23 protein-coding genes and 1 pseudogene are annotated in these 25,458 nt (G+C 64.4%); 5 read left to right on the plus strand and 19 right to left on the minus strand.

Annotation, left to right across the window (positions count from 1 at the left end):
* Positions 1-318: 318 nt before the first annotated feature.
* The 4 genes from ACN8M7_RS16405 to ACN8M7_RS16420 form a co-directional block, all read right to left on the minus strand.
* The gene (locus tag ACN8M7_RS16405) at positions 319-1,278 is read right to left on the minus strand and encodes a 2-oxoglutarate and iron-dependent oxygenase domain-containing protein (protein ID WP_061240911.1); all 960 of its coding nucleotides are present in this window, start codon (positions 1,276-1,278) and stop codon (positions 319-321) included.
* Between the two features lie 234 nt (positions 1,279-1,512).
* The gene (locus ACN8M7_RS16410) at positions 1,513-2,595 is read right to left on the minus strand and encodes a BMP family ABC transporter substrate-binding protein (protein ID WP_490261465.1); all 1,083 of its coding nucleotides are present in this window, start codon (positions 2,593-2,595) and stop codon (positions 1,513-1,515) included.
* Between the two features lie 336 nt (positions 2,596-2,931).
* Positions 2,932-4,287, minus strand: coding sequence for an 8-oxoguanine deaminase (locus tag ACN8M7_RS16415; RefSeq protein ID WP_490261466.1), 1,356 nt, complete (start codon positions 4,285-4,287; stop codon positions 2,932-2,934).
* A gap of 128 nt (positions 4,288-4,415) precedes the next feature.
* Entirely contained in the window at positions 4,416-4,766 is a 351-nt protein-coding gene (locus tag ACN8M7_RS16420) for a MerR family DNA-binding transcriptional regulator (protein ID WP_490261467.1), read from the minus strand.
* Between the two features lie 82 nt (positions 4,767-4,848).
* Here ACN8M7_RS16420 and ACN8M7_RS16425 point away from each other — a divergent pair, with 82 nt between their 5' ends.
* The gene (locus tag ACN8M7_RS16425) at positions 4,849-5,265 is read left to right on the plus strand and encodes a hypothetical protein (RefSeq protein ID WP_490261468.1); all 417 of its coding nucleotides are present in this window, start codon (positions 4,849-4,851) and stop codon (positions 5,263-5,265) included.
* A 60-nt stretch (positions 5,266-5,325) separates the two neighbouring features.
* Here ACN8M7_RS16425 and ACN8M7_RS16430 read toward each other — a convergent pair whose 3' ends face one another.
* From ACN8M7_RS16430 to ACN8M7_RS16475, 10 genes and pseudogenes are all read right to left on the minus strand, one after another.
* A complete protein-coding gene (locus ACN8M7_RS16430) occupies positions 5,326-5,775 on the minus strand; it encodes an REP-associated tyrosine transposase (RefSeq protein ID WP_490261469.1) in 450 nt (149 codons plus the stop codon).
* A 143-nt stretch (positions 5,776-5,918) separates the two neighbouring features.
* The gene (locus ACN8M7_RS16435; protein ID WP_490261470.1) at positions 5,919-6,845 is read right to left on the minus strand and encodes an ABC transporter permease; all 927 of its coding nucleotides are present in this window, start codon (positions 6,843-6,845) and stop codon (positions 5,919-5,921) included.
* Positions 6,846-6,929: 84 nt separating this feature from the next.
* A complete protein-coding gene (locus ACN8M7_RS16440; RefSeq protein ID WP_490261471.1) occupies positions 6,930-8,027 on the minus strand; it encodes an ABC transporter permease in 1,098 nt (365 codons plus the stop codon).
* Positions 8,028-8,038: 11 nt separating this feature from the next.
* Entirely contained in the window at positions 8,039-9,586 is a 1,548-nt protein-coding gene (locus ACN8M7_RS16445; RefSeq protein WP_490261472.1) for an ABC transporter ATP-binding protein, read from the minus strand.
* A gap of 313 nt (positions 9,587-9,899) precedes the next feature.
* Positions 9,900-10,586, minus strand: a complete 687-nt coding sequence (locus ACN8M7_RS16450; RefSeq protein ID WP_490261473.1) for an SDR family oxidoreductase — start codon at positions 10,584-10,586, stop codon at positions 9,900-9,902.
* Positions 10,587-10,690: 104 nt separating this feature from the next.
* Complete coding sequence (locus ACN8M7_RS16455) at positions 10,691-11,275, minus strand: IMPACT family protein (RefSeq protein ID WP_490261474.1); 585 nt, start codon at positions 11,273-11,275, stop codon at positions 10,691-10,693.
* Positions 11,275-11,937, minus strand: coding sequence for a TetR/AcrR family transcriptional regulator (locus ACN8M7_RS16460; protein ID WP_490261475.1), 663 nt, complete (start codon positions 11,935-11,937; stop codon positions 11,275-11,277). Before ACN8M7_RS16460 ends, ACN8M7_RS16455 begins: the two co-directional genes overlap by 1 nt.
* A 154-nt stretch (positions 11,938-12,091) precedes the next feature.
* Positions 12,092-12,955, minus strand: a complete 864-nt coding sequence (locus tag ACN8M7_RS16465) for a methyl-accepting chemotaxis protein (protein ID WP_490261560.1) — start codon at positions 12,953-12,955, stop codon at positions 12,092-12,094.
* Positions 12,950-14,224, minus strand: a pseudogene (locus ACN8M7_RS16470) (HAMP domain-containing protein); the annotation flags it as partial. The pseudogene ACN8M7_RS16470 and the gene ACN8M7_RS16465, both read right to left, overlap by 6 nt.
* A 123-nt stretch (positions 14,225-14,347) precedes the next feature.
* A complete protein-coding gene (locus ACN8M7_RS16475; RefSeq protein ID WP_490261476.1) occupies positions 14,348-15,265 on the minus strand; it encodes a LysR family transcriptional regulator in 918 nt (305 codons plus the stop codon).
* Positions 15,266-15,454: 189 nt separating this feature from the next.
* Here ACN8M7_RS16475 and aptA point away from each other — a divergent pair, with 189 nt between their 5' ends.
* Together aptA and ACN8M7_RS16485 are read left to right on the plus strand one after the other, a co-directional pair.
* Entirely contained in the window at positions 15,455-16,801 is a 1,347-nt protein-coding gene (gene aptA, locus ACN8M7_RS16480) for an omega-aminotransferase AptA (protein WP_490261477.1), read from the plus strand.
* Between the two features lie 82 nt (positions 16,802-16,883).
* Positions 16,884-18,380 (plus strand): CoA-acylating methylmalonate-semialdehyde dehydrogenase, encoded by a 1,497-nt coding sequence (locus ACN8M7_RS16485; RefSeq protein ID WP_490261478.1) that lies wholly within the window; start codon positions 16,884-16,886, stop codon positions 18,378-18,380.
* 214 nt (positions 18,381-18,594) lie between these two features.
* Here the strand turns inward: ACN8M7_RS16485 and ACN8M7_RS16490 are convergent, their stop codons facing one another.
* The gene (locus ACN8M7_RS16490; RefSeq protein ID WP_061240925.1) at positions 18,595-18,990 is read right to left on the minus strand and encodes a phosphatidylethanolamine N-methyltransferase family domain-containing protein; all 396 of its coding nucleotides are present in this window, start codon (positions 18,988-18,990) and stop codon (positions 18,595-18,597) included.
* A gap of 384 nt (positions 18,991-19,374) precedes the next feature.
* Positions 19,375-19,581 (minus strand): hypothetical protein, encoded by a 207-nt coding sequence (locus ACN8M7_RS16495; protein WP_197432201.1) that lies wholly within the window; start codon positions 19,579-19,581, stop codon positions 19,375-19,377.
* 176 nt (positions 19,582-19,757) lie between these two features.
* On the opposite strand from ACN8M7_RS16495, the gene ACN8M7_RS16500 reads away from it, so the two are divergent.
* A complete protein-coding gene (locus ACN8M7_RS16500) occupies positions 19,758-20,585 on the plus strand; it encodes an arylamine N-acetyltransferase family protein (protein WP_061240927.1) in 828 nt (275 codons plus the stop codon).
* A 214-nt stretch (positions 20,586-20,799) separates the two neighbouring features.
* On the opposite strand, the gene ACN8M7_RS16505 is transcribed toward ACN8M7_RS16500, so the two are convergent.
* Positions 20,800-21,627, minus strand: a complete 828-nt coding sequence (locus ACN8M7_RS16505; protein ID WP_061240928.1) for an NYN domain-containing protein — start codon at positions 21,625-21,627, stop codon at positions 20,800-20,802.
* A 90-nt stretch (positions 21,628-21,717) separates the two neighbouring features.
* Positions 21,718-23,508, minus strand: a complete 1,791-nt coding sequence (locus ACN8M7_RS16510; protein WP_490261479.1) for an ABC transporter ATP-binding protein/permease — start codon at positions 23,506-23,508, stop codon at positions 21,718-21,720.
* Between the two features lie 170 nt (positions 23,509-23,678).
* Between ACN8M7_RS16510 and ACN8M7_RS16515 the strand changes: the two genes are divergently transcribed.
* Positions 23,679-23,858 carry a hypothetical protein gene (locus ACN8M7_RS16515; RefSeq protein ID WP_490261480.1) on the plus strand — a complete coding sequence of 60 codons (180 nt, stop codon included), beginning with the start codon at positions 23,679-23,681 and terminating at the stop codon, positions 23,856-23,858.
* Between the two features lie 65 nt (positions 23,859-23,923).
* Here the strand turns inward: ACN8M7_RS16515 and ACN8M7_RS16520 are convergent, their stop codons facing one another.
* A complete protein-coding gene (locus tag ACN8M7_RS16520) occupies positions 23,924-25,435 on the minus strand; it encodes a SulP family inorganic anion transporter (protein WP_490261481.1) in 1,512 nt (503 codons plus the stop codon).
* Between the last annotated feature and the right edge of the window lie 23 nt (positions 25,436-25,458).

Below are 25,458 nucleotides of genomic sequence, written 5' to 3' on the forward strand. Positions count from 1 at the left end.
CCGGTGGGCGTACCTGGTCTGTGTATGAGGGGCTTTAGCCGCGACAGATCGGCCATTTCGGCTGTCGCGGCTAAAGCCCCTCCCACTTTTTCATGGATTCCCCTGGCGGATTTCGCTAGCTACAAGAGCGGCGATTCGTTCGCGAGGCTGGCGTAGGGTGGACATTGCTTTTCGTGTCCACCAAAGCGTTGATTCCGGCTGCGTGAACGGTGGATGAAAAGAGCGTCATCCACCCTACGACGCTGTACGTTCTGTAGGAGCGGATTAATCCGCGAATTTCGCGACTGAAGTCGCTCCTACAGTTGGAGGCATTCAGCCCTACGCCTCCTCCCGCCGATAGGCATAGGTATCGGCGAAGCGCGACAGCAGGTAGGCGGCGCTGGTCACGGGCGTGTACTTGACCGGGTTGTCCGCACTGGAGCAGTTCGGCAGGCAGTCGATCAAGGTGTCGGGATGCGGCTCGGCGAAGAACGGCATGGAGTAGCGATCCACCCCCAGCGGGCTGATCACCCGATGCGGTGTGGAGGTGTATCGATCATTGCTCCAGCGCGCCATCATATCGCCGATATTGACCACGAAGCTGCCGGCAATCGGCGGCGCGTCGATCCACTCGCCACTGCGCGCGCGCACCTGCAGGCCGCCAGCGTCGTCCTGATAGAGCAGGGTGATGCAGCCGTAGTCGGTGTGCGCGCCGGCGCCCTGTTGCTCGGCGCTGCTGGCGGTGTGGCGCGGCGGGTAGTGGATCATGCGCAGCACGCTGATCGGCTCATGAAAGCGCGCGTCGAAGAAGTCATGCGCGATGTCCAGCGCCATGGCCATGGCGCGCAGCAGGGTCTTGGCCAGCGCCTGCATGTCAGCGTAGTGGCTTTCCATCAGCGCTTCCCAGCCGGGCATGTGCGGATGGCGATTGGGTCCGCGCAGCGGTTTGCCGGCCAGCACTTCGGGGTGATCGGCGGGCATGTGGAAACCCATGTCGAAGGTTTCCTTGAGGTCGCTCGGCTTGCTCGGGTCGAGCTGCTCGGTGGCGATGGCGCCATAGCCACGGTGGTGCGTGGTCTGGGTGATGTCGATCCTGAGTTTTTCCTCGTCGGGCAGGGCGAAGAAGCGCTTCGCCGCACCGAGCAGGGCGTCGATACGCTCACTGCCGATGGGGTGCCCAACGATGTAGAAGAAACCCCAGTCGCGGCAGGCTCGGTCGATGGCTTCGGCCACGGCAGGCCAGGCCGAAGTGTCGGCGGCGTAGAGAGGGGCGATGTCGATGATCGGTAGGCTGTTCATAAAAGCTCCGGGGTGTTGCTGCGAGTCTTCTCGTACCCAGGGCAGCGATGCGTGGCACCAAAGGCCGGCGCCACGGTGATGCGGTTCTGCTGAGATAAGCAGGGACGGCATCGGTGATTTCTAGATCATCGCGGCTGAAGCGCAATGCCGCCCAGCCGCTCCTACAGGAGTGGGAGTAGGAGCGGCTTCAGCCGCGATAGCCTGTGGCCTCCGCCACAGGCTGCGCCATTGCGCTTACTTCGGCATTTCGGCCTTCACGTTTTCCACGTAGTAGTTCATCGAGGCCAGTTCGGCGTTGCTCGCGCTTACGCCGTCGGCGATGCGCACGGCGCCGCTCTGATCCTTGATCGGGCCGGTGAAGGGGTGGAACTTGCCGCTGCGAATGTCGGCGATGATCTGCTCGGCCTCGCTCTTCACGTCAGCCGGTACCAGGTCGCTGATCGGCAGTGAGAGGGTGTCTTCGGCCAGGCCGCCCCAGAAGTCCTGTGGCTGCCAGGTACCGTCGATCACCGCCTGGGTGGATTTGATGTAGTGCGGGCCCCAGTCGTTGACGATGGAGGTGAGCACGGCCTTGGGCCCGAAGTGGGCCATGTCCGAGGCGTAGCCGACGGAGTAGATGCCACGACGCTCGGCGGTCTGGATCGGCGCCGGGCTATCGGTGTGCTGGAACATCACGTCCACGCCCTGATCGATCAGCGCGTTGGCGGCGTCGGATTCCTTGCCCGGATCGAACCAGGTGTTGACCCACACCACCTTGATCTCGGTACCCGGGTTGTACTTGTCCAGCGCCAGCTGGATGGCGTTGATGTCGCGGATCACTTCGGGGATCGGGAAGGAGGCGATATAGCCGACCTTCTTGGTCTTGGTCATCTTCGCCGCGAGGAAGCCGCCGACGTAACGCCCTTCATACGAGCGCGACAGGTAGGTGCCGACGTTCTTGGCCTGCTTGTAGCCGGTGGCGTGCTCGAAGGTGACCTTGGGGAATTGCTTGGCCACCTTGATCGTCGGGTTCATGTAGCCGAAGGAGGTGGTGAAGATCAGGTCGAAACCACCCTTGGCCATGTTGCGAATCACTCGCTCGGCGTCGGCGCCTTCCGGCACGTTTTCGACGAAGCTGGTGGTGACCTTGTCGCCCATTTCCTTGATCAGCATCTGCCGGCCCTGCTCGTGCTGGTAGGTCCAGCCGTGGTCGCCGATGGGGCCGATGTAGACGAAGCCGACCTTCAGCGGATCGGCGGCAGAGGCGCTGAGCATGGCGCCAAAGCCCAGGGCGGCGACGAGGGTGCGCAGCAGCGGTTTCTTGCTCTTCTCGAACATGGTGGGTGGAGCTCCAGTCTTGGTATTGGGATGGCCTTTGCTTGGCTGCTGCCATGACTGCAAAAAGCTGACCAACAAGACAGATAGGCGGGGCGGCGGCGCTCTGTCTGTGTACCTGCTCAGGAGTGGGAGCGGTATTGGTGCGCGGCAGACTGGTATGACGTGTTGTGGTGCGTCGCTCCTAGCCTTGCACGGAGGAAACGACGGTCGCGGCTGAAGCCCCTCCCACAGGTTGGCGCTGTTCTTGTGGGCGTGGCTTTTGTAGGAGGGGCTTTAGCCGCGACTCAGGCGGTAGCCTGGGTTTCACTGCACTCGCCCCAGCCTACGCAACCGATGTCAGCCCGCGATCAGCTCACGCGCCGCCTGGCGGTGATCGGCGATCAGTTGCGCTACATCCAGCCCCTCGATCTGCCCGTCGATGACGCGCCAGGTACCGCCGATCATCATCCGGTCGGCGCGGTCGGCACCGCACAGCAGCAGGGCGGAGAGCGGGTCATGGCTGCCAGAGAAGCGCAGCTCATCGAGCTTGAACAGCGCCAGGTCGGCCTGCTTGCCCACTGCCAGTTCGCCGATGTCGCTGCGGCCCAGCAGTTTCGCCGAGCCCTTGCTGGCCCAGCCCAGCACGCGCTGCGGGGTGATCTGCTCGGCGCCGTAGCGCAAACGCTGGATGTACAGGGCCTGGCGCGCTTCGAGAATCATGTTCGAGGCATCGTTGGAGGCCGAGCCGTCGACGCCCAGGCCCAGCGGCGCACCGGAGGCCTCCAGTTCGACGCTGGGGCAGATGCCCGAGGCCAGGCGCATGTTGGAGCTGGGGCAATGGCAGATACCGGTGCCGGCTGCGCCGAGGCGGGCGATCTCGTCCGGGTTGAAGTGGATACCGTGGGCCAGCCAGGTGCGTGGGCCGAGCCAGCCGACGCTGTCCAGGTAATCCACCGTGCGCAGGCCGAAGCGCTGCAGGCAGAAGTCTTCCTCGTCTAGGGTTTCGGCCAGGTGGGTGTGCAGGCGCACGTCCAGCTCATCGGCCAGCTGGGCGCTCTGGCGCATGATGTCCTGGGTTACCGAGAAGGGCGAGCAGGGCGCCAGGGCGATCTGGATCTGCGCGCCGTCGCCGCGCTGGTGGTACTGGCCGATCAGGCGCTGGCTGTCGGCCAGGATCACCTCGCCCTGCTGCACCGTCTGCTGCGGCGGCAGGCCACCGTCGGCTTCGCCCAGGCTCATCGAACCACGGGTGAGCATGGCGCGCATGCCCAGCTCGCGCACCGCCTCGACCTGTACGTCGATGGCATTTTCCAGACCGCCGGGGAACAGGTAATGGTGATCGGCCGCGGTGCTGCAGCCGGACAGCAGCAGCTCGGCCAGCGCCACCTTGCTGGCCAGGGCCAGTTTCTCCGGGGTGAGGCGTGCCCAGACCGGGTAGAGCGTCTTCAGCCAGGGGAACAGCGGCTGATTGACCACCGGCGCCCAGGCGCGAGTAAGGGTCTGGTAGAAGTGATGGTGGGTGTTGATCAGGCCCGGTAGCACCACGTGCTCGCGGGCATCGAACACTTGCGCGCAGGGTGTCGAAGGCTGCTGGCCTTTGCCGAGCACTTCGGTGATACGGCCATTCTCGATCACCAGGCCGCCGCAAGCGTCCAGGTCGTTGGCGGTGAAGATGGCGAGGGGGTTCTTGATCCAGATGCGGGTAGCTGCCATGAGCAGGCTCCTCTGAGGTTGATGTCAGGTAAGCCAGCTCAGTGTTGACCCTGTCTGCTGATCCAGGTGCGTCGGCATCGCGACGTGGGCGCAAGATAGCTGACTTTCAGGTCAGCATGCAATCCGCGTCAGGCGCGTAGCGGGCAAGTGGTCGCCAGGCGTTGCAGCAGCTCGCTGCGCAACTGCTGCAGTTCGTCGATGCGGTGCTCAATCAGCGACAGCTTGTCCTGCAGTAGCTGGCTCACGGCCAGATCCGGGGCGCTGGTCTGCCACAGGCCACCGACATGCTGGCCGATCTCGCCGAGGCTGAAACCCAGGCGCTGCGCGGTCTTGATGTAGGTGACCAGTTGCACCATCTCGGCGGGGTAGTCTCGGTAGCCGTTGGCAGTGCGCCGTGCGGCGATCAGCCCACGTTGCTCGTAGAAACGCAGGGTGTCGCGGCTCACGTCGCAGGCCTCGGCCAGTTCTCCGATTCGCATTTTTTCACTCGGTGGGGTGTTGACCTTGGAGCATACTCCAGGCCTTAGCCTGGGTGCTCCTTCAATGATTGGAGCAGCATCCATGTGGACCCCCGAACGCTATCGCCGCCTAGTACGCGCAAGTGGTTGGTACGACCTGCTGGTGACCGCCGCCTTCGTCACGCCCTGGAGTTTCATGGCGTTGCATGGCCTGCTGCAGAGCCTGCACCACTGCTTAGGCCTGCCCGGTACACTGCCGCCGTTCGAGCCGATGCACATGCTGCTGGCCAACCTGATGGGCTCGATCGTCTGCGTCTGGTCGGTGCTGCGTATCCGCGACCCGCAAGTGGTGTTCGGTCGCTATGACGCGGCCGGTCGCCTGCTGTTCTCCACCTGGCAGATCTACGCCCTGATGCTCGGCGCAACGCCGCTGATCGTGATCTTCTTGGTCTTCGAACTGGCCTGGGGCGTGGCGCAGTTGTGGCCTGTTAGATCGCCGCAACAGGCTTTTCGCGGCTGAAGCCGCTCCCACAGGTTGGCGCTGTTCTTGTGGGAGGGGCTTCAGCCGCGACTACCAAGGTCAGAGCCACACCGAATCCCACAGCGGGTAATCGCCCACCCGGCTGACCAAGCCCGCTCTTAGACGATTGGCGACGATATAGCGTGCTGCCGGCAGAATATCTTCCTCCCGGCGCAGTGCCCGATCATGAAAGCCATCCTGCCAGAGCTTTCCCTGGCGATCTGCCAATGCGTTGATTCGCTTGGCGCTGCGCCCCTTGATACGGCGCATCAGTTCGCTGAGTGAGCCTTTGTGCAGGGCGACCAGCAAGTGAAGGTGGTCGGGCATAAGAACCCAGGCCAGTGATTCGGCCAGGCCATCTTGCTGGGCGGCTTGTAGTTCTGCGACGACGAGTCGACCAAGCGTGAAGTCCGAAAACAGCGTTTCGCGGTTTTCGGTTGTGGTAGTGAGGAGATAGATGCGCTGTGTTTCCGAGAAACGGCCGGCGCGCAAGCTGGATGAGTGGGGCATTCCTTTGCCTACCGATCAGGGTGTGACAAAGGTATAGCCGAAAAAGGCTTGTCGCGGCTAAAGCCCCTCCCACGGGGCCATATGACACCCGTGGGCAGGCTTCTGTGGGAGGGGCTTCAGCCGCGACTAGTAGCGGTTAAGCCTCAATGCCCCGGCTGCCAAGGCTGGCCCAGCGATACCGGCGCGTACAGCCGGGTTTTGATCGCATCACGCGAGAGCAGGACCAGCACGACGATGGTGGCGACGTAGGGCAGCATGGCCAGCAGGTTCGACGGAATCGACAGGCCGATGCCCTGCGCCACCAGATGGAGGATGCTGGCCAGGCCGAACAGGTAGGCGCCGAGCAGCACGCGCAGTACCCGCCAGCTGGCGAACACCACCAGCGCCAGGGCGATCCAGCCGCGCCCGGCGGTCATGTTCTCCGCCCACATCGGCGTGTAGGCCAGCGACAGGTAGCCGCCCGCCAAACCGGCCATGGCGCCGCCGAACAGCACCGCCAGGGTGCGCACGCGCAGCACCGGCAGGCCCATGGCGCTAGCGGCGTCGGGGTTCTCGCCGACGGCCTGGATGATCAGGCCGATACGGCTTTTCAGCAGCACCCAGGCCACCAGCGCGAACAGGGCGAAGGACAGGTAGACCAGCATGTCCTGGGCGAACAGCATGCGCCCGATCAGCGGGATGTCGGACAGCAGCGGGATGAGGATGGGCTCGAAGCCGGTCAGCGGCTTGCCGACCCAGGCGGCGCCGACGAAGGTGGACAGGCCGACGCCGAAGATGGTCAGGGCCAGCCCGGTGGCCACCTGGTTGGCGTTGAAGCCCAGTGCCACGGCGGCGAACAGCAGCGACAGCAGCATGCCGGCAGCAATCGCCAGCAGCACGCCCAGCCACAGGCTGCCGGTGCTGAAGGCGACGATAAAACCGATCACCGCGCCGAACAGCATTATGCCTTCCTGGCCGAGGTTGAGCACACCGCTCTTCTCGCACACCAGCTCGCCCAGGGCCACCAGCAACAGCGGGGTGCCGGTGCGGGCCATGGCGTAGAAGATATTGGTCAACAGGTCGAGATCCATGGGGATTCCTTTGCATTCATGCTCTTGGTGGGAGGCGCTTCAGCGGCGAGCTTTTGTCGCGGCTACAGCCCCTCCCACAAAAAATCAGGTGGTCGCTTCTGCGAGGCGCTCGCGCTTGGCCCATTTCCACTTCAACCGCGGCCGATAGAGGATCAGCACGTCACAGGCCAGCAGGTAGAACAGCATCATCCCCTGGAACAGCTGGGTGATTGCCTGCGGCAGGTTGAGGTTCATCTGCGCGTTCTCGCCGCCCAGGTAGAGCAGTGCCATCAGCAGGCTGGCAGCGACGATACCGAGCGGGTTGAGACGGCCGAGGAAGGCCACGGTGATCGCCGCATAGCCGTAGCCGGGCGATACCTGCGGCACCAGTTGGCCAATCGGCCCGGCCACTTCGCCGACCCCGGCCATGCCGGCCAGCGCGCCGCTGACCAGCAGGGCGAACCACACTAAGCGCTTCTCGCGAAAGCCGACGAAACCAGCAGCGCGCTTGTCCAGGCCCAGCACCTTGATCTGGAAGCCGAGAAAGCTCCTGTGCAGCAGCACCCACACCGCCACCAGGGCCAGCAGCGCCAGGTACAGACCGCCGTGCAGGCGCCCGTCCTCGCTGACCAGCGGCAGACGGCTGGCATCGCCGAACATGGCCGACTCGGGGAAGTTGAAACCAGCGGGGTCTTTCAGCGGGCCATGCACGAAGAACAGCAGCAGGTTCAGCGCGATGTAGTTGAGCATGATGCTGGTGAGAATTTCGTTGGCGTTGAACTGCGTGCGCAGCCAGGCGGTCAGCCCGGCCCAGGCCGCACCCGCGCAGGTGCCGGCCAGCACGACCCAGGCCAGCGCCCAGCGGCTTTCCCAATCGATCAGTTGCAGGGCCATGGCGCTGCCGGCCAGAGCGCCGAGTAGCAGCTGGCCTTCGGCGCCGATGTTCCAGATGCGCGCCTGGTAGGCCACTGCCAGGCCCAGTGCGCAGAGCAGGATCGGCAGCGCCTTGACCAGCAATTCGGACACGCCGTACCAGTCGCTGACCGGGGCGATCAGTAGGGTGTGCAGGGTCTGCAGCGGGTCATGGCCGAGCAGGGCGAACAGCAGCATGCCGCTCACCAGTGTCAGCACGGCGGCCAGCAGCGGCGACAGCCAGAGCATGGGGCGCGACGCCTGGCCGCGCGGTTCCAGGGATAACAGCATGACGGGCTCCGTCAGCAGGCCGCAGCAGCGGCGGGTTGATCGAATTCACCGGCCATCCAGCGGCCGACTTCCACGGGGCAGACCTGCGCCGTCTCGGCCAGCGGCGACAGGCGCCCGCTGCACAGCGCGCCGATGCGGTCGCTGATCTGGAACAACTCGTCGAGGTCTTCGGAGATCACCAGGATCGCCGCGCCGGCATCGCGCAGGGCGATCAGCGCGCGGTGGATGGCGGCAGCGGCGCCGACGTCCACGCCCCAGGTCGGGTGCGCGGCCACCAGCAGTTTCGGGTTTTGCAGAATCTCGCGGCCGAGGATGAATTTCTGCAGATTGCCGCCGGACAGGCTGCGCGCGGCGCTGTCGGCATTCGGCGTCTTCACCGCGAAGCGCTGGATGATCTGCTCGGCCAGCGTGCGTACCTTGCCGCGCTGCACCAGGCCGCCCTTGACCAGGCCCTGGCCGAAGGCGGTGAGCAGGGCGTTGTCCACCAGGCTCATCTCCGGCACCGCACCATGGCCGAGGCGTTCGGCAGGGACGAAAGCCAAGCCCAGCCCACGGCGCGCGTCCGGGTGCAGATTGGCCACGGGCGCGGTATCCAGGCTGATCCGCTCACGTTCGCTGCGTGATAGGCGCGTTTCACCGCTGAGCAGGGCGAGCAATTCGTCCTGGCCATTACCGGCCACGCCAGCGATGCCGACGATCTCGCCGCTGCGCACGTCCAGGCGAATGCGTTCGAGCGAGCAGCCGAACGGGTCGGGGTTGTGCCAGCTCAGATCATCCACACGCAGGCGCGCTGGGCCGCCGCTGACTTTCGGGTATGTGCTTTCCAGCCCTTCGGCATCGCCAACCATCAACCGCGCCAGCTCCAGATCCGAGCACTCGGCTGGCACGCAATGGCCGGATACCCGCCCGCCACGTAGCACCGTGGCGCTCTGGCACAGTGCGCGCACCTCGCCGAGCTTGTGGCTGATGAAGAGGATGCTGCAGCCTTCGGCGGCCAGGCGGCGCAGGGTGACGAACAGCTCGTCGGCCTCCTGCGGGGTCAGCACCGAAGTGGGTTCGTCGAGGATCAAGAGCTTGATGTCCTGCATCAGGCAACGGACGATCTCCACCCGCTGGCGTTCGCCGATGGACAGGCTGTGCACCAGCCGGGTCGGCTCCAGGGCCATGCCGTAGCGCTGCGACACCTCGCGAATCTTCGCCTCCAGCTGTTTCGGCGTACCGGCCTGCGCACCCATGGCCAGGGCGATGTTCTCGGCCACGCTCAGGGTCTCGAACAGCGAGAAATGCTGGAACACCATGCCGATGCCCAGACGGCGCGCCATGGCCGGGTCGCGCATGCTCAGCCGCTCACCCTGCCAGCGAATCTCGCCGCTGCTGGGCTGGGTGACGCCGTAGATAATCTTCATCAGCGTGCTCTTGCCGGCACCGTTCTCACCCAGCAGGGCGCGGATTTCGCCTGGGGCGATGGTCAGGTCGATACGGTCGTTGGCCAGGCAGCCAGGGTACTGCTTGCTGATGGCGGTCAGCTGCAGACGTGGGGAAGCAGGTGGGGCGGACATGGGAAACGCTCATGGAGAGAACTGAGCGGGGCTAAAGCAAAAACCTGGCCAGTGAGTCAGAAAACCGTTTTCTGCGCGCTCGTCCATAGCCGAGCGCACGGTCGTGCCTGTCATTGGTGCGCGTCTCTCCGTGCGCGGCGCTCAATGCACCGTATTCGCCCGTTCGCGGCTAAAGCCCCTCCCGCAAAAGCAGCACCCGCCTGAGGGGGCAGCCAGTAGCCTGGGTAGAGCGCAGCGAAACCCCGGGGCCATCGATGGGGTTCGTGCGCTCAACCGGTCGATGGCACTGACCAATATCGGTTCGCAGCAAGGCTTACCAGGGCAGCGCAGTGCCTTCGAAGTCCTGATAGCGCAGGCCGGGGTGGCCGACGGCGGCGCTGACCTGTTGGACCATGCCCTTGCAACTGCTGTCGATGTCCAGCGGGGCGTCGGCGCCGCCCATGTCGGTGCGCACCCAGCCCGGGTGCATCAGCAGTACGCCGAGGCGCGGATTGTCCTGGCCACGCACGAAGCACTGCACCAGGTGGTTGAGCGCGGCCTTGCTGGCGCCGTACAGCGGCATGCCCAGGCCGGCGCCGGCCTCGATGCTGCCGAGGATCGAACTCATGAACACGATCAGGCCATGCTCGGCCGACAGCTGCGGCAGCAGGCGCTCGGCTACCCGCAGCGGGGCGACGGCGTTGGTCAGGAACAACTGGCCCATTTCCTCGGCATTGGCCTGTGCGGTGCTGTGGTGTGCGGGGCCGGCAACCCCGGCGTTGACGAAGATGACGTCGAACTGCTGACCGCTCAAGCGCCCGGCCAACTGCTCGAGGCTGCCCGGATCGGTCATCTCCAGCTGCTCCACGCGAACACCGGGCAATGCCTGTAGCGGCGCATGTTGCGCGGCGCTGCGCACGGTCGCGGTAACGGCCCAGCCCTGGGCGGCGAATTCACTGGCCAGACCAAGGCCGAGGCCGCGTGAGGCACCGATGATCAGAATGGATCGAGGCGCAGGCATATTCAGGCTCCATGACGGATGAGTGAGGCGCGTCAGCATAGCGCACTTGCTCTGTCAGCCAGGCGCCCTGGCTGCGGCCGCAAGCGGTTTGCCGGTCTTGCGCTTCAGGGCGCTTTCAGGCTCTCGCGGCCACGGCTGATATCGCCCAGCAGCCGCTCCAGCGTGGCGCGCTCAGCCGGTGCCACGGCCAGCTGCAGGCGCGCGCCGGTGGCGTCGTAGGCCTCGCTTTCGATCAGGCTGTCGAAGTCGTTCAGGCGCGCCTTGAATACTGGCAATTCGGCGAACTGCAGGTGACAGGTAAAGGTCTGGCGCACGACCAGTTCGCGGCGTTCGCCAGCCTGCAGGCACTTGGCTGCGCTGCCGCCATAGGCGCGGGCCAGGCCGCCGGTGCCGAGCTGAATGCCGCCGTACCAGCGAATCACCAGCACCACCACCTGGTCGCAGTCCTGCCCTTCGATGGCCGCCAGTATCGGTCTGCCAGCGGTGCCACCGGGCTCGCCGTCGTCGTTGAAGCGGTACTGGTTACCGACCTTCCACGCCCAGCAGTTGTGCGAGGCGGCCGGTTCGCTGTGGTGGTCGATGAAGGCTTGCGCTTCGGTCGCGCTGGCAATCGGCGCGGCGAGGGCGATGAAGCGGCTCTTGCGAATCTCCTCGCGGTATTCGCAAGGGCCGAGCAGGGTGAACGCCATCAGGCTTTGGCGGCAGGCGTCAGGCCGCAGCCCTTGAGGATGATCTGCACCAGCTGGTCGGAGGCTTCCTCGAAGTCCTGCTTGGTCAGCCGCGAGCACTGCTTCACGCGGCAGATCTGCGAGGCGAAGTCAGCGTAGTGCTGAGTGCTGCTCCACAACAGGAAGATCAGATGAATCGGGTCGACCGGGTCCATCTTGCCGGCGGCGATCCAGCCTTCGAACACGGCGGCGCGGCCGCGAAACCAGTCCAGGTAGTTCTGGTTGAAATACTGCGACAGACACTCGCCACCGCTGATCACTTCCATGGCGAAGATGCGCGAGGCTTTCGGCTGACGCCGGGAAAACTCCATCTTGGCGCGAATGTAGCGCTCCAGCGCCTCGGCCGGGTCGTCCTCGACGCTGAGGTTGTTGAAGGTGCTGTCCCAGAGTTCGAGGATGTTGCTCAGGACCGCCAGATACAGACCCAGCTTGTTGCTGAAGTAATAGTGCAGGTTGGCCTTGGGCAGACCGACGTTCTGCGCGATGGTGTTCATGCTGGTGCCCTTGAAGCCATGCCGGGCGAATTCTTCCTCGGCAGCCTTGATGATGGCTTCTTCGTTCTTCTGGCGGATGCGCCCGGCGGGCTTGCCGCTGGCGCTGTGGGCGGGGACTTCGAAGGTCATGAGCGATTCCGGACTGATCTGGGAGCGGAGCGATTGCACAGATACCCCAGCCTTGGCCGGGTGACAAGCATCTGGGCGTGAAAAAGCCCGTTTAAGTCGGCCACGTCACGCTGCCCGGTCGGCCGTGGGCAGTAGCTGCCCACGGTTGCGTCGGTCACACCTTGAAGTTGGCGATCAGGCCGTGCAGGTTGCGTGTCATGCCGGTCATCTCGTCGCTGACGTTCACAGTGCTCTGCGCTTCGTGGGCGTTGCTCTCGCTCAGGCTCTTGATCTCCAGTGTGTTCTGTTCCACGCCTTGCACCACTGCCGCCTGTTGCTCGGCCGCCGAGGCGATCTGGATGTTGTGGTCGATGATCTGATCCATGCTGCCGGTGATCTGCTCGAAGATGCTTGCCGTCAGGGTGATCTGCTCGACGCTTTGCGCCGCGCTCTGGTGGCTGCCTCGAATGGTCTTCACCGCGCTGCCGACCTGCTGGCGCAGACGGGCAATGGTCTGGTCGATCTCGCCGGTCAGCTCGTGAGAGCGGATCGCCAGGCTGCGTACCTCGTCGGCCACCACGGCGAAACCGCGGCCCTGCTCGCCGGCCCGCGCCGCCTCGATGGCGGCGTTGAGTGCGAGCAGGTTGGTCTGTTCGGCGACGCTCTTGATCAGGTCGACGGCCTTGGCGATCTCTTCGCTTTCCTTCTCCACCGAGGTGATGGCGCCGATGGAGTTGTCCATCTCGCTGAACAGCTGGTTGATGCGTGAGACCGCATGGTCGACCTGCACCCGACCTTCGCGGCATTTCTCACCCGCCGTGTTGGCCTTGTCGGCGGTGACGTGAGAGTTCTGGCTGACCTCCTGGACGTTGCTGACCAGCTCGCTCATCGAGGTGGCGATCAGTTCCAGTTCGCTGGCCTGGCGCTCGACGCTGCGCTGACTGGTCGAAGCGCTGTCGCTGACGCTCTGCGCCTTGTCCAGGGTGGTTTCGGAGAAATGTGCGACCTGGGCGATCAGCTCGCTCATGCGCGCCTGCATCTCGTTGAAGTCCTGGGCCAGGTCGCCCAGCTCGTCGCGTGCTGCAGTTTCCACCCGTTGGCGCAGGTCGCCTTCGGCCATGCGCCGCGTGGCGCTGGTCAGGTCGCGAATGGCGCCACGGACCGACAGGTAGAAACCGATGAACAGGTACACCAGCACGCTTACCACCAGCAGCAGGGAGGCGGCCCACAGGCCCAGCTCGCGCTGGTTGGCGTCGGCGCGTCTTTGCAGCAGTGCGGCGGTTTCCTCCAGCAGCAGATTGCTGGCCTTGTCCAGCTCGGCAGCCTGCGGTGCGTAGGACTGGTAACGTTGCAGCCACTGCTCCACCCCCTTCTGGTCGAAGTAGCCGCTCTGCGTGTAAGTGTCGATGATCTCGCGCTTGTACTGTTCGGCACCGCTGCGTGCCGCGTCGCGCATCAGCTGCTGCGCCTCGGCATTGCCTTTGGCCTCGGCGCCTTCGGCATAGCGTTGCAGGGTATTGAGCTGGTTGACGATGGCCGGGCGTGACGAGGATTCGAGGAAGCCGTAGGCAGTCATGTAGCTGGCGTAGGCGCGGGTCTGGTTGAGCGCCTCGTACAGCGGCAGCATCTGGTTGAGCAGCAGATCCACGTTGCGATAGATGCGCGGGTTGCTGTCCTGGCTCAGCTTGGAGGCGGCCGCGATCTCGCGCATGTTGGCGCTCAGGCCTTGCACGGCGGCCATATGTTCGATCATCTGCGAACTCAGCCCCTGTACCGACAGTTTCTTGTCCAGGGCTTTGCCAGGGTCGGCTTCGGCCAGTTTCATGTCGGCGAACTGGCTGCCATCGAGCCAGGCATTGAGGGCGCCGATATTGTTCACCAGCGACTCGCTGCGCCGCTCGATTTCCTGTTTGGCGTCATCCTTGTTACGGGCATAGCCGATCACATGCATGCCCGCCTGCTCCAGTGCCTGGCGATACACCGGCAGGTACTGCTCGATGGTCTGCAGGCCATGCAATTCATGATGCGACTGTTGCAGTGCATCGTTGACATCGGCCAGTTTGCTGATCGACAGCCAGCAGTAGGGCAGCATGAATACGGTGAAGATCAGCAGGAACTTGTGGGCATAGCGCGCGCGGTTCATCAACGTCAGAACCGGTTTGAAGAAAAACATCTCAAGCCTCGAAAACCAGGAGTCACGACAGCCAAGCGTACGGCCAAGGCGTTTGGGGGGCGGAGGTACAAGCCTCTCTGGCGATTTGCCAGCAAGAAACCTGCCGTCATTTATATGACGACGAGAAGCTGGCATCAATGGCTGCGCTTTGCCCGACTCGAAAGCCTGTTGCGGCGCAGCGCATGAACCTCGAATTGGGCGCGGGCGCTGAGTGTCTTGCTCTGGTTTGGTGCGCGGTGCGCCGGGCTGGTGCGTGAATCAGGCCTCGGCCAAGGCTTCGAGAAAACTCTCCAGCACCAGGTGTGCGCGTCGCCCCTTGCGGGTCACAGCTGCCAGGTTGATGTCGTAGTAGCGGCTGCTCGCTTTGAGTGCGCGCAGGCGTCCTTGTTGTACCCAGGCCTGGGCATAGTGATCCGGAAGGTAACCAATGTAACGCCCGGTGAGGATCAGAAAGGCCATGCCTTCACGGTCCGAGGCGCTGGCCGTGCAGTTCAGTGCCTGATAGTGGCTTTGCACTTCAGGGGGCACGCGAAAGGTCGGGGCGATGGCCTCCTGGGCGTTGAGCCGCTGGTCTTCGAGCTGCTGGTCATCGACGTAGAACAACGGGTGGCCGACGGCGCAGTAGAGTAGCGAGCGCTCGTCGTACAGCGCCTGGTATTCGAGGCCGGAGAGGGCGCCGACCTGCGGCACCACGCCGATGTGCAGGCGGCCGTCGAGCACGCCCTGTTCCACTTCCGAAGGCGGCGTCATGCGGATATGGATGCGCACGTCCGGCCCCTGCACCTTGAGCCGCGCCAGGGCATTGGTGATGCGCATGTGCGGGATGGTCACCAGGTTGTCGGTCAGGCCGATGTTCAGCTCGCCACGCAGGTGCTGGTGCAGGCCGTTGACCTCGGTGCGAAAGCTCTCCAGCGCAGCCAGCAGTTGCAGGGTGCTCTGGTACACCTCGCGGCCTTCCTCGGTCAGGGCGAAACCGGCGCGGCCGCGCTGGCACAGGCGCAGGCCGAGGCGCTGTTCCAGGTCGCTCATCTGCTGGCTGATGGCCGAGCGGCCGATGCCCAGTGCGCTTTCCGCAGCGGAAAAACCGCCACATTCCACCACGCTGCGAAACAGCTTGAGCAGGCGGATTTCAAAGTCGCTGACCTGGGCCAGCGGATCGGGACGACGGCTGCTCATTTGTTTAGTGGACCTTGAACTGAAGATAAGAAGAGTATTGTTTTACTGACTCTATGCCCGTGGCACCTTTGCTGGCAACTGATGCCCTTACTTGTAGGAGCGGCTTCAGCCGCGATGGCTGTCGACAGTCGCGGCTAAAGCCCCTCCCACCAAGCCCCCGATCACGCCGCCACTGCCGAGGCCACCCAGATGAACATGCCGCAGACCGCAACCCCGTCCCTGGCCAGCCAGCTCAAGCTGGATGCGCACTGGATGCCGTTCTCCGCTAACCGCAACTTCCAGCGCGACCCGCGTCTGATTGTCGCCGCCGAAGGCAGCTGGCTGACCGACGACCAGGGCCGCAAGGTCTACGACAGCCTGTCGGGCCTGTGGACCTGCGGCGCCGGTCACTCGCGCAAGGAAATTCAGGAAGCCGTGGCCAAGCAGCTCGGCACCCTCGACTATTCGCCGGGCTTCCAGTACGGCCACCCGCTGTCGTTCAAGCTGGCCGAGCAGGTCGCCGACCTGATGCCGGGCGAGCTCAATCACGTGTTCTTCACCGGCTCCGGCTCCGAGTGCGCCGACACGGCGGTGAAGATGGCCAAGGCCTACTGGCGTCTGAAAGGTCAGGCCTCCAAGACCCGCTTCATCGGCCGTGCCCGTGGCTACCACGGGGTCAACATCGCCGGCACCGCCCTCGGTGGCATTGGCGGCAACCGCAAGATGTACGGCCAACTGATGGACGCCGACCACCTGCCGCACACCCTGCAGCCGGGCGTGGCCTTCACCAGGGGCATGGCCGAAACCGGTGGCGTGGAGCTGGCCAACGAACTGCTCAAGCTGATCGAGCTGCATGACGCCTCGAACATCGCGGCGGTGATCGTCGAGCCGATGTCCGGCTCCGCTGGCGCCATCGTGCCGCCGGTGGGCTACCTGCAACGCCTGCGCGAAATCTGCACGCAGCACAACATCCTGCTGATCTTCGACGAAGTGATCACCGGCTTCGGGCGCATGGGCAAGTGGAGCGGCGCGGAATTCTTTGGCGTCACCCCAGACCTGATGAACGTCGCCAAGCAGATCACCAACGGCGCCATCCCGCTGGGTGCGGTGATCGCCAGCAGCGAGATCTACAACACCTTCATGCAGCAGCCGTCGCCGGAGCACATGATCGAGTTCACCCATGGCTACACTTACTCGGCGCACCCGGTGGCCTGCGCCGCCGGCCTTGCTACGCTGGAACTGCTCAAGCGCGAGAACCTGATCCAGCAGTCCGCCGAGCTGGCACCGAAGTTCGAGGCCGCCCTGCATGGCCTCAAGGGTGCCAAGCACATCGTCGACATCCGCAACTGCGGCCTGGCTGGCGCTCTGCAGATCGCGCCGCGTGACGGCGACGCGGTGATCCGTCCCTTCGAGGCCGGCATGGCCCTGTGGAAGGCGGGGTTCTATGTGCGCTTCGGTGGCGACACCCTGCAGTTCGGGCCGACCTTCAACGCCAAGATGGAAGACCTCGACCGCGTCTTCAACGCCGTCGGCGACGTGCTGAACAAGCTGGACTGATTCCTGTGGCAGGGGTTTGAGCCGCGACATTCATACGGTCACGGCGAAAGCCCCTCCCACCCACCTGACTTTGGAGATTCCCATGAGCCATATCCCTCACCTGATCAACGGCGAACGCGTTGCCGGCAACGATCGCAGCGCTCCGGTATACAACCCCTCCACCGGCGACTCCACCAGCGCCGTGGGTCTGGCCGACCGCGCCACCATGCAACTGGCCATCGACGCCGCCAAGGCGGCTTTCCCGGCCTGGCGCAACACGCCGCCGGCCAAGCGCGCGCAGATCATGTTCCGCTTCAAGCAACTACTGGAGCAGAACGAAAACGAGATCGCCGCACTGATCAGCGCCGAGCATGGCAAGACCCTCGAAGACGCCGTCGGTGAGCTCAAGCGTGGTATCGAGAACGTCGAGTTCGCCTGCGCTGCCCCGGAAATCCTCAAGGGCGAATACAGCCGCAACGTCGGCCCGAACATCAACGCCTGGACCGATCTGCAGCCCATCGGCGTGGTCGCCGGGATCACCCCGTTCAACTTCCCGGCCATGGTGCCGCTGTGGATGTACCCACTGGCCATCGTCTGCGGCAACTGCTTCATCCTCAAACCGTCCGAGCGTGACCCCAGCTCCACCCTGCTGATTGCCGAGCTGCTGCTGCAGGCCGGTCTGCCCAAGGGCGTGCTCAACGTGGTCAATGGCGACAAGGAAGCGGTCGACGCGCTGATCGAGGCGCCCGAGGTCAAGGCCCTGAGCTTCGTTGGTTCGACGCCGATCGCCGAGTACATCTACAGCGAAGGCACCAAGCGCGGCAAGCGTGTGCAGGCCCTCGGCGGCGCCAAGAACCACGCCGTGCTGATGCCCGACGCCGACCTGGACAACGCTGTCAGCGCGCTGATGGGCGCGGCCTACGGCTCCTGCGGCGAGCGCTGCATGGCCATCTCGGTGGCCGTGTGCGTGGGCGACCAGATCGCTGACGCGCTGGTCAGTAAGATCGTGCCGCAGATCCAGGCGCTGAAAATCGGTGCCGGTACTCAGTGCGGCCTGGACATGGGGCCGCTGGTCACTGCTGCTGCACGTGACAAGGTGGTGGGCTACATCCATGACGGTGTTGCCGCGGGTGCCAATCTGGTGGTCGATGGCCGTGGTTACAGCGTGGCCGGTCACGAGAATGGCTACTTCGTCGGCGGCACCCTGTTCGACCGGGTCAAGCCGGACATGCGCATCTACAAGGAAGAGATCTTCGGCCCGGTGCTGTGCATCGTCCGCGTCGGCAGCCTGGAAGAAGCCATGCAGCTGATCAACGATCACGAGTACGGCAACGGCACCTGCATCTTCACTCGCGATGGTGAAGCCGCAAATCTGTTCTGCGACGAAATCGAAGTGGGCATGGTTGGCGTCAACGTGCCGCTGCCGGTGCCGGTGAGCTACCACAGCTTTGGCGGTTGGAAGCGCTCGCTGTTCGGCGACCTGCATGCCTACGGCCCGGACGGCGTGCGCTTCTACACCCGCAAGAAGGCCATCACCCAACGCTGGCCGGCACGCAAGAGCCACGAAGCAGCGCAGTTCGCCTTCCCCAGCAATGGCTGAATGAGCTGCAGCACTGAAGCAAAAGGCCGGTCGCGAGATCGGCCTTTTTCTTGGTCGCAGTGTCGCGGTGCTTGGGCTTCTCGTAGGAGCGGCTTCAGCCGCGAATGAACGTGCAAGCACCGGCGATGCAATACCTGACCAACCCTACGGCGCTGGTAGCAATGGTTGATTCGAACGGGCAGAAAAAAGGGGAGCCATTGGCTCCCCGTTTTCGTCAGCGGGAAAGGCGGTGGTTTTTCCGCAGGTCGACCAGATCCTGATAGGTGCAGGTTTGTGGCGTCGGGCCAGTCAGGTCGTAGCAGCGCTGGCCGAAGCCCATCGGCCAGTAGGCGATGCCCACCGGCGGCCAGAAGATCGAGGCAACGCGAAAGCGTGTCTTCAGGCGGCCGCTCTGGATGACATGCGACTGTTTGTCTTCCAGGCGATAAGGCACGCCGCCTGCTGCGCCCCAGGAGAACGGACGCGTCTTGACCAGGCCTTGGTTGTGCTGCGCCGGGCGTTCATTGACGATGAGGGCGCTATCGTCGGGGAGTTTGACCCAGGTGGCAGTGGAACAACCGCTGACGATGATGGCGGCTGCCAGCATGGCGGCAGACTTGAGCGAAGACATCCGGAATACATCCTTGTCGTAGTGCTGATAGGGGCGCGTACTATAAAGGCTTATGGCTATCAGGAAAGTGCCGAATGTCCGTTACCAGTGGATAGCGGCAAGACATTGAAGAAAAAGCCCGGCTCTGGCCGTAATGCTGTTCACTTGAGGTTGCACGCGTTTGGCTCGCCTCTCCCATTTATGGGCGAGGGGCTGGGGGAGAGGGCTGAAATACCGCAAACCTGCCAGTTTTCCCCTCTCCGAACGCGGCCCGCCCTAACCCTCTCCCCAAAGGGGCGAGGGGACTCATCGCGTCCGACCATTTCTTATGTGAACAGCATTACGGTCATGCGAGCGGCCTTCCTGGTATCAGGCGGCGCATTGTTCCCAGCCACGGGCTGCCGCTCACTGCGCCTGATCGATGGCCTGTTGCAGTCGCTGGGTGCTCGCCGCATTGGCCTGGTCGATCTGCTGTTTGAGTTGCTCCATCTGCTGCTGCGCCTGTTTGGCCTGCTCCGCCTGGAGCGAGGCCGTGGCGGCCGTCTCCCCGGCGCCGCAGCCGCTCAGGGCGAACAACAGGGCAAAGGTGCAGAAGCGGTGCAGGCGCATCATGGAGTCCTCGAACGAGCGTGTGTGCTGGAAGACAGATTGGCGCATTTTTGCCGGTTTGTATGTGCCGGTTGCCGCAAACCGAAGGCGCTGATTCGATTACGGCAGGTGGCTTGTGGCATGTCGTCTATCCATGTCCTCTGGTAAAACGGTCGCCAGGTAGAAAAGGGAGATGCACGATGACAGCGCCATTGTTGCTGGATCTACACACCTATCTCGGGCGTCTGGGCTATTGCTCGGCGCCCCCGGCGACCCTCGACACTCTGCGCGAACTGCAGGCGCGGCACACCGCCGAGTTTCCCTTCGAAACCCTGGCGAGCATGCTGCGGGTACCGGTGGAGGTCGAGCCAGCGGCGATCCAGGACAAGCTCCTGCGCCAGGGCCGTGGCGGTTACTGCTTCGAGCTCAACCGCCTGTACCTGCTGCTGTTGCAGGCCTTGGGCTTCGACGCGCGCGGTTTGACCGGCCGCGTGGTGATGGGCGGCCCGGAAGATGCTCTGCCGGCTCGCACCCATATGCTGGTGCTGGTAACCATCGATGGTGTGCGCTACATCACCGATGTCGGCTTCGGCGGCATGGTGCCGACCGGGCCCTTGCTGCTCGACAGCGAGGCGCAGCAGTTCACGCCGCATGAGCCCTATCGCCTGACACTGGTGGACGGCACCTACACCCTGCGTGCATTGGTGGCCGGCAGCTGGCGGGCGATGTATCTGTTCGATCTGCAGAAGGTGGCGGATATCGATTACGTGGTGGGTAACTGGTACGTGTGCACCCACCCAGATTCGCCCTTTCTTGGCCAGATGATCGCTGCGCGCACTGGACCAGGCCTGCGCAAGACGCTGAACAATGGCAGCTTCGCCATCCATCGCCTGGGACAGGCCAGTGAACGGGTGCAGTTGCAGGGTGTCGACGAGGTCCTGAAGGTGTTGCGCGAGGAGTTCGGCATTCGGGTGCCGGAGCATCCCCAGCTTCGAGAGATCATCGCGCGTTTGATCGCCGGAGCGTGAAAGCGGAGGCTGGCCGGTATCGTCGAGCTTTTGTAGGAGGGGCTTCAGCCGCGACCCAAAGCCCCCAATCTGTAGGAGCGGCTTCAGCCGCGAAAATCTCTCAGCCAATCAAGATCGCTGAAAGAACGCGATCAGTCCCCCTTTTCCATACACGAGAGAGGCTTTGCGCCCGGTGTGCGTTCAGGCCTCGCGAAGGGGGAGTGGTGAGTTCCTATCATTTGCTCGGTTTTCGATTTCGCACGGCGAGAGCCTGACCACCGGTCGTGGTCGCCCCCAGAACTTGCAGCTCAAAGCGGTCATTTTGCGCCTTGATCAGGTCGCTCAGCTTCTTGAAACCGTACATCCGCGCGTCAAAGTCCGAGCGTATCTTGCTGATGTTCGAGCCCAGCAGGCCCAGGTGGCACCAACCGTCCTCATCGGAGTTGTCGTCGATCACTTTGGCGATGAAGTCCACCGGCACTTTCAGTGGTTTGACCTTGCTCGGTGTTGGTTGCGCGGCGGGTTTGCTTTCCGCCGAGGCGGCAGGTGTCGGTGCTGCGGCAGATGCGTCGCTGATGGCGCTTTCAGGCTCCGCAGCCGGTGCGTCGTTGCGCAGCAGCTCGGTATAGATGAATTTGTCGCAGGCCGAAACGAACGGTTTGGGTGTTTTCTGTTCACCGAAACCGATGACTTCCAGGCCTTCTTCACGTATCCGGGCGGCCAGACGAGTGAAGTCGCTGTCGCTGGAAACCAGGCAGAAACCTTCGAAACGCCGCGTGTAGAGCAGGTCCATGGCATCGATGATCAGCGAGCTGTCGGTGGCGTTCTTGCCCTTGGTGTAGGCGAACTGCTGGATCGGCTGGATGGAGTGTTCGAGCAGCACTTTCTTCCAACTGCCGAGGTTGGGCTGCGTCCAGTCGCCATAGATGCGCTTGACGCTGGCGACGCCGTACTTGGCGATCTCTTCGAAAAGGCCTTCGACTATGGCTGCGGGGGCGTTGTCTGCATCGATCAGGACGGCGAAGTGCTTGTGCTGGCGGGCGCTGCTGGGTTTGCTGGCCATGGTGCGTCCTTGCGAGGGCGATGCACCGACCTTACTGCGAAATGAAGGCTCTGCGCCATAGCCCGAAAGGCTATGGCGCTTTGCTTTGAATCAGCCGTTGCGGCTACTCAGTTGCCAGGCGCCTTTGCCGTCCAGGTCGAGCTGGTGGCTGTGGAAGGCGGCGAGGGTGTGGCGGTGGCCGACGCTGATCAGCAGGGTGTCGGGCAGTTCGCGGCGCAGCAGGGTGTAGAGCGACTGCTCCAGACCTTCGTCCATCGCCGAGCTGGATTCGTCGAGAAAAGCCACCGCCGGGCGGTTGTAGAGCAGGCGGGCAAAGGCCAGGCGTTGTTGTTCGCCCAGGGACAACACGCGGCTCCAGTCGCCGGGTTCGTCCAGGCGGCCTGCCAGGTGCGGCAGGCACACTTGTTCCAGCACCTGTTGCATGCGTTCGCGGTCGTCGCCCGGTTCGGCGGGGTAGGCGAGGGCGCTGCGCAGGTCGCCCAGTGGTAGGTAGGGGCGTTGCGCGAGGAACAGTGCCTGGTGCCCGGTGGGCCGCGCCACCTGGCCGTCGGCGTAGGGCCAGAGGCCGGCCAGGGCGCGCAGCAGGGTGGTCTTGCCGCAACCGGAGGGGCCGCGCACCAGCAGGGCCTGGCCGGCGTGCAGGTCAAGGTTGAGGCCGTCGACCAGCAACTGGCCATCCGGGCGTTGCAGGTGCAGGTTCTCGACGTACAAGCCGCTGGCCTGGGCGCTGGTGGTGACGTGGGGCAGTTCGCGGGCCTGCTGGTTGGCGTCGAGCAGGCCGCTCAGGCGGTTGAGGGTGGCGCGGTACTGGGCGAAGGCATCGTAGCTGCTGCGGAAGAACGACAGGGCGTCCTGCACCTGGCCGAAGGCCTGCGCGGTCTGCATCACGTCGCCGAGCTTGATGGCGCCGCTGAAGAAGCGCGGCGCCTGGATGATGAAGGGGAAGACCACGGCTACCTGGCTGACGCCGAGGTTGAAACCGTCGAATTTCAGGGTTCGGTAGACCAGCGCCCAGAGGTTTTCCACCAATGCGGCGAAGCGGCCCAGCAGGGTGCGCCGCTCCACGTCGCGGCCCTGGTAGAAGGCGACGTTCTCGGCGTATTCGCGCAGGCGCACCAGGGCGTAACGGAAGTTGGCCGAGCGCTGCTCGTTGAGGAAGTTCAGGCGGATCAACGGGCGGCCGAGGCGGAAGGCGATCAGTGTGGCGATGATCACGTAGATGTATACGGCGAACACCATGGCCCGTGGGATTTCCACGCCGGCCACCGTCAGCGGTGCGGACAGCCCCCAGAGGATGGCGCTGAAGGCCACCAGCGAGACCAGCGAGCTGACCGCGCCTAGCGAGAGCCGCAGCGAGCCGGAGACGAAGGCGGCGACGTCCAGCTCGATACGCTGGTCGGGGTTGTCGATCGGCTGGTCGAGGAACTGGCCACGGTAGTAGGCATCGCCCTTGAGCCAGTCATCGGTCAGGCGCTGGTTGAGCCAGGTGCGCCAGTGGATGCTCAGCGCCTGGTTGACGTAGAAGTCGAACAGCGCCCGCGTCACATGGATGGCGGCGAGGATGGCGAAGATCCCCAGCATGAACCAGAACGCCTGCTGATCCAGCTCCTGCAAGGCGCTGTAGAAGCCGTTGTACCAGAAGGAGAACAGCACGTTCATGCGCACCGCGAATAGCGACAGCAGCAGGAGCAGGGCGAAGGTGAGCAGCGGTCGCCAGCTGTTGCGCGGGTTGAGGTAGGGCCCGGCGATCTGCCAGAACTGCCGACCCCAGCGGGTGAATCGCACCAGGGCGAGGGCGGTGAGGCTGAAGCCGACGAGGGTGCACAGTGAAGCGATGGCCAGCCAGATCAGGCTGTCGGTAAGGGCTTGGTGCCAGTCCATAAGGTGTGGGTTCCGCGATGCTTCGACAGGGAGGGGGGTGCCGGAGGGCCGGCTGCCGAGACTGCAGGCGTGAGTTATACGCCTGTGTTGCAGACTTTTCGCCGCTTCGTGGGTTCCGGGGGCTACGGCCTTTGTGAAAGTCGGACGGCTGCCGTTCAGGTTGCAATCGGTTGTGGCTATTGCGCCTGTTTCAGCGCCTGTTGCAGGCGATGGGTATTGGCCGCGTTGGCCTGGTCGATCGGCTGCTGGGCTTGCAGGCTGGCGCTGGCGGCGGTTTTACCCGCGCCACGGGCGCCGAGGTTGAGGCGCTGGGCAATGGGGCAAGCGCATGGTGGGCCTCAAGCGAGTGATAGCAACTCAATAGAGTGGCGATTTCGCCTGGTTTGTATGCGCCACCATGCGCAATGTGTTGCGATCAGGCCAGTGCGGTGCGCTGCCGGCCTTCCACCCGGCGCTTCAACGCCGCGCCTTCGACGATATCCAGCCCGCCGCCCTGGGCACGGGCAGAGCGGCCCCAGTCTTCCAGCAGTTCCATGCAGGCGTGGTCGATGTAGCGCACGTTGGCCAGGCTCACTTGCAGGCGCGTGCCCGGAGCGACTTCGCCGAGGACGGCCGCCAGTTGCGGTACGCGCAGGAAGGTCGCCGCGCCCTTCATGCGCAGCTCGGCGCTGTCCGGGCCGGTGGCTACCAACTTCACGCGCAGGCGCGAGGCGTTCCACACCAGCTTCAGCAGGGTCAGGGCGAAGCCCACCAGCACGCCGGTCAGCAGGTCGGTGAGGACGATGCACAGCGCCGTGGCGGCGTAGATGAACACAGGCGCGCGGCCATACTGGCCGAGGCTGCGCATGGCCTTGGGATCGACCAGCTTGCAGCCGGTGTACACCAGTACCGCGCCGAGGCTGGCCACCGGAATGCTCTGCAGTACGCTGGGCAACAGGACGACCAGGGCCAGCAACCAGGCACCGTGGAGGATGGTCGAGGCGCGGCCGCGTGCGCCGGCCTGGACGTTGGCCGAGCTGCGCACGATCACGCCGGTCATCGGCAGCGCACCGACCGCGCCACAGAGCATGTTGCCAATGCCCTGGGCCGACAACTCACGGTTGAACCGCGCGCGCGGGCCATCGTGCATGCGGTCGACGGCGGCGGCGGAGAGCAAGGTCTCGGCGCTGGCGATGAAGGCCAGCGCCAATGCCGCGATCAGCAGTTGCGGGTCGGCCAGGCTGGCCAGCCCCTGCGGGGTGATCCAGTCGATGGCGTCGCCAAGATTGGCCGGCAGCTCCACACGCTTGACCGGCAGGGTCAGCCACAGACTGATCAGCGTGGCCAGTGTCACGCCAACCAGGGCGCCGGGCAGAAAGCGCAGCGGCGCCGGACGAAAGCGCTCCCACAGCCAGATGCTGGCGATGGTACCGAGACCCACCGCTCCGGCGATCATGGCATTGCCACCGGCCAGGCTCAGGGGATCGAGCACAGCGCTGGGAAAGGCCAGCAAATTGTCCAGGCCCGATGCCTGAGGCGAGGCATCGATCATCACGTGCACTTGCGACAGTACAATGAGGATGCCGATGCCGGCGAGCATGCCGTAGACCACCGCCGGCGCAGTGACGCGAAACCAGCCGCCCAGGCGCAGGCTGCCAGCGACCAGCTGGATCAGGCCGGCGAGCAGCAATACCGGGCCGAGCGCGGCCATGCCGTGGGTGCGTACCAGCTCGAATACCAGCACCGCCAGGCCTGCTGCGGGACCACTGACTTGCAGTGGCGCGCCGGCGATGAAGCCGACCACCAGACCGCCGATGATGCCGGTGATCAGGCCCTTGGCCGGCGGCATGCCGGAGGCGATGGCAATGCCCATGCACAGCGGCAGGGCGACGAGAAAGACCACCACGGACGCCAGCGCGTCCCGTGGCAGTGTGCGAAATACATTCATGGTGCTATCTCTCCTTGTCCACC

The organism is Pseudomonas spartinae (assembly GCF_965197125.1).
Lineage (GTDB): Bacteria > Pseudomonadota > Gammaproteobacteria > Pseudomonadales > Pseudomonadaceae > Aquipseudomonas > Aquipseudomonas composti_A.